The following is a 3211-nucleotide window of genomic DNA, read 5'->3' as shown; positions in this document are numbered from 1 at the left end:
GCCGCCATCGGCAGCGGCGCGCCGGCGAAGGCGGCTTTGCCGGACGAGCGGTCCGTGCGGAAGCCAAAGCGGGCGGCGGCCCCCATCATGCCGGAAATCGCCCCCGATGCGCCGACCAGCGGCGCCAGGCCGAGCGGATGCACGGCCCAGAACAGCACCACCGCCGCCAGCCCCGTCGCCGCGAAGAACAGACTGAAACGAAGCGCGCCGAAGCGGTTCGCCAGCGGTGAGCCGAAAGCCGCCAGCCACACCATGTTGACGGCAAGATGAGCAAAGCCGCCATGCAGGAAGGCATAAGTGAAGGGGGTCGAAAACGCGTAGAAATCGAGGTCGAAGCGACCGGAATAGCGGATCGGAATGAAGGCGGTCCGGATCAGCAGGGAGAAATCCTGGTCCTCGGTGAGCCAGTAGAGGCGGATCAGATGAACGACGACGCAGATGCCGATCACCGCCAGCACAACCGGCGGCATGTTGAATACCGGCTCGCGACGACGCTCCGGCTCGCGGCCGACAGGTCCGCCCTCGCCCTGTTCGATTTCCGATGGGCTTGCTGGTTCGCTCATATGGCTCGCACTCAGTCGCTGGATTCGACTTCGCGAGCATGTAGATCACGGTCACCCGATTCACAAAGGGCGAATCGCCCCACCGCAATTCAAAACCGGGGCGAATCAAAATTGGCGCGAATCAAAAAGAAGCCGTCCAAGGTTGCCCTTGAACGGCTGGTCGAGCCCCCGTGCTCCCCCAACTCTTGACTGAACTGCTGCCGATCGCTGCGAAACGACCGCTTTTGGAGTGGTTTTAGCGTGCCACGGGCGTGGGCGGGGCGCAACGTAAACCACTTGTTAACCTTAACGACCCCGACCCGTGAACAAGTGTTAACGATGCTGGCACGCATCCTGCTGCGCAACGCATGTAGGTCCTCGGAGGGCGCCCTTCTGTTCACCGATGGGACATCAGACGACAGATTGCGCGGAGCAGCATAACATGAACCAGAACGGATCGATCACGCTGTTCCATTATTGGAACCGGCTGCGTGACGGGCGCCCTGCCCCGAAGCGTTCGGAAGTCGAGCCAGCCGACATCAAGTCGCTGCTGGCCGACACATTCATCCTGGAAAAGGATACGCGCGGCGAAGCGGTATTCCGGCTCGCCGGCACCAGGCTTTGCGCGGTCTATGGCCGTGAACTCAAGGGGTTTTCCTTCCCCTCTCTATGGCGCGAGAAGGATCAGCGGCTTATCTCGAAACTGATCCACGGCGTCTTCGATCAGAAATCCGTATTGCTCATCACCTATGAAGGTTTCAGCCGCACCGACCGTTCCAGCAAGTTCGAGCTGCTCGCCCTGCCGCTCGACGGCGGCGTCGAAAATCCGCGCTGCCTCGGCGTGATAAGCGCCGCTGAAAAACCCTTCTGGCTGGGGGCGGACCCGATCGCCGACGCCCTGATCGATTCGATCCGCGTCGTCGATCCGGAGAAGGAACCGATATTCGCCAAGAACCGGCCGGCCATCGACGTTCCCTCGCTTGTCCCGTCTGAACTCGATCCGCCCCAGACGATTTCGGCGCTCGGCCAGGCGCGCCGCATCCGCCATCTGGTCGTGTTCGACGGCGGGCGCGGGGAATAATCTAAAACCCTAAAGTAGCGGTGTCAGGCTTTCCCCTTTGTTAACCCGCTTCGCTGTAGCTTTCTGACGAAGTTCCTCGCATCAACGCGCGGAATGCCAGACGGGGTGTAGGCAGTCATGAGGTCAGCGGCGGTCGACACCGCACCGTCCCGAGCTGAAAGGCGTAACTTTCAGCGCGTTCGCGTGAAAATCTACGGACGCTTCATGCTGGAGGATCGCACCGAACATCCGTGCCAGGTGGTCGATATGTCGCCGGGCAATGTAGCGCTTCGCACCGAGCGCATCGGCATGCCGGGCGAGAAAGTCATCGCCTATATCGATCACATCGGCCGCATCGAAGGCGTCGTCACCCGCATCCTGCAGGATGGTTTCGCGATGACGGTCATCGCCTCGGAACGCAAGAAGGACAAGCTTGCCGCGCAGTTGACCTGGCTCGCCAACAAGCACGAGCTCGATCTGCCGGAAGATCGTCGTCACGAACGCGTGGCGCCGCGCAATCCGACCAGCGTGCTTCAGCTCAGTGATGGGCGCCAGTACCAGTGCCGCATCATCGACCTGTCGCTTTCGGGCGCCGCGGTCGAGATCGACGTCAAGCCGGCAATCGGCATCCAGGTCATGCTCGGCACGATGCGCGGCCAGGTGGTGCGCCATTTCGAGGACGGCGTCGCCATCGAGTTCGCAGTCATCCAGCGGCCCGAAACACTCGATTCCGAATTCAACGCACCCGGCACCTGACAAACAAGACAGTTTACCGCGATCGAACCGGCCCATTTCGGCCGGTTTTTTGTTGCCCCGATGCCGCGCCAAGGCGCCGCGCCGGCCGATACGGCTCCGCGAGAACGCCTCAACAATTTTTTACTGTAATGATTCAAATTTTATGTTTATTCTATAGGGGTTTTACTTAATGTCTACTTCGAGCCTTTGCGCCGAATAAATCCAATTGTGTCATTGTCTCCTCAAACGGGGAGACTGGACGATGAAGAAGACGAGGGGCAAGCTGTTGCTCTTGGCAATGGCGATGCAGCTTACCGCTTGGGGAACGGCGTATGCAGCGGGACCTGCCTTCATGCACACCGGCAGCCGCACCACACAGCCGGTCGGCCATTACGAGTTCTGTCAGAAGATTCCGCAGGAATGCAATCAGCGGACGCCGAAGAAGGGGCCGATCGAGCTGACCCGCAAGCTGTGGGCGAAGATCGTGAGCATCAACAATTCGGTCAACAGCAAGATCGCGCCACGCACCGATATGGAACTGTGGGGCAAAGAAGAAGTCTGGTCCTATCCCAACAGCGGCTTCGGCGACTGCGAGGACTATGCGCTGGAAAAGCGCCGCGCGTTGATGAACATCGGCGTTCCGGCCGGCGACCTGCTGATGACGGTTGCGCGCCAGCCGAACGGAGACGGCCACGCGGTGCTGACCGTGCGCACCAGCCTTGGAGAGTTCATCCTCGACAATCTGGAAACCAGGGTGCTGTCCTGGACTGCTACCGACTACACCTACCTGAAGCGCCAATCGAGCCAGAATTCGGGCGCTTGGGTAATGATCAACGACGGCCGCTCCGACGCGGTCGCCAGCGTCCGCTAAGGA

The 3211-nt window shown here is 60.7% G+C and carries 4 protein-coding genes; 3 read left to right on the top strand and 1 reads right to left on the bottom strand.

What is annotated here, in order from left to right:
* The coding region (locus EOA78_RS35240; RefSeq protein ID WP_164784110.1) for a rhomboid family intramembrane serine protease at nt 1-563 on the bottom strand (563 nt) is incomplete at its 3' end.
* 421 nt (nt 564-984) lie between these two features.
* Here EOA78_RS35240 and EOA78_RS35235 point away from each other — a divergent pair.
* From EOA78_RS35235 to EOA78_RS35225, 3 genes are all read left to right on the top strand, one after another.
* Nucleotides 985-1623: a PAS domain-containing protein gene (locus tag EOA78_RS35235; RefSeq protein ID WP_127320302.1), complete on the top strand. Its 639-nt coding sequence runs from the start codon at nt 985-987 to the stop codon at nt 1621-1623.
* Between the two features lie 117 nt (nt 1624-1740).
* Nucleotides 1741-2358, top strand: a complete 618-nt coding sequence (locus EOA78_RS35230) for a PilZ domain-containing protein (RefSeq protein WP_065008196.1) — start codon at nt 1741-1743, stop codon at nt 2356-2358.
* 241 nt (nt 2359-2599) lie between these two features.
* Nucleotides 2600-3208 (top strand): transglutaminase-like cysteine peptidase, encoded by a 609-nt coding sequence (locus EOA78_RS35225; RefSeq protein ID WP_127320300.1) that lies wholly within the window; start codon nt 2600-2602, stop codon nt 3206-3208.
* The last annotated feature ends 3 nt before the right edge of the window (nt 3209-3211 follow it).

This window comes from Mesorhizobium sp. M5C.F.Cr.IN.023.01.1.1 (genome assembly GCF_003997585.1).
GTDB lineage: Bacteria > Pseudomonadota > Alphaproteobacteria > Rhizobiales > Rhizobiaceae > Mesorhizobium > Mesorhizobium wenxiniae.
This window is presented reverse-complemented; position numbering and strand designations above follow the sequence as displayed.

What these genes read in the sequence shown, in the direction of transcription:
- EOA78_RS35230 (WP_065008196.1), top strand. Translation starts at nt 1,741, where the DNA reads ATGAGGTCAGCGGCGGTCGACACCGCACCGTCCCGAGCTGAAAGGCGT.
- EOA78_RS35235 (WP_127320302.1), top strand. Translation starts at nt 985, where the DNA reads ATGAACCAGAACGGATCGATCACGCTGTTCCATTATTGGAACCGGCTG.
- EOA78_RS35225 (WP_127320300.1), top strand. Translation starts at nt 2,600, where the DNA reads ATGAAGAAGACGAGGGGCAAGCTGTTGCTCTTGGCAATGGCGATGCAG.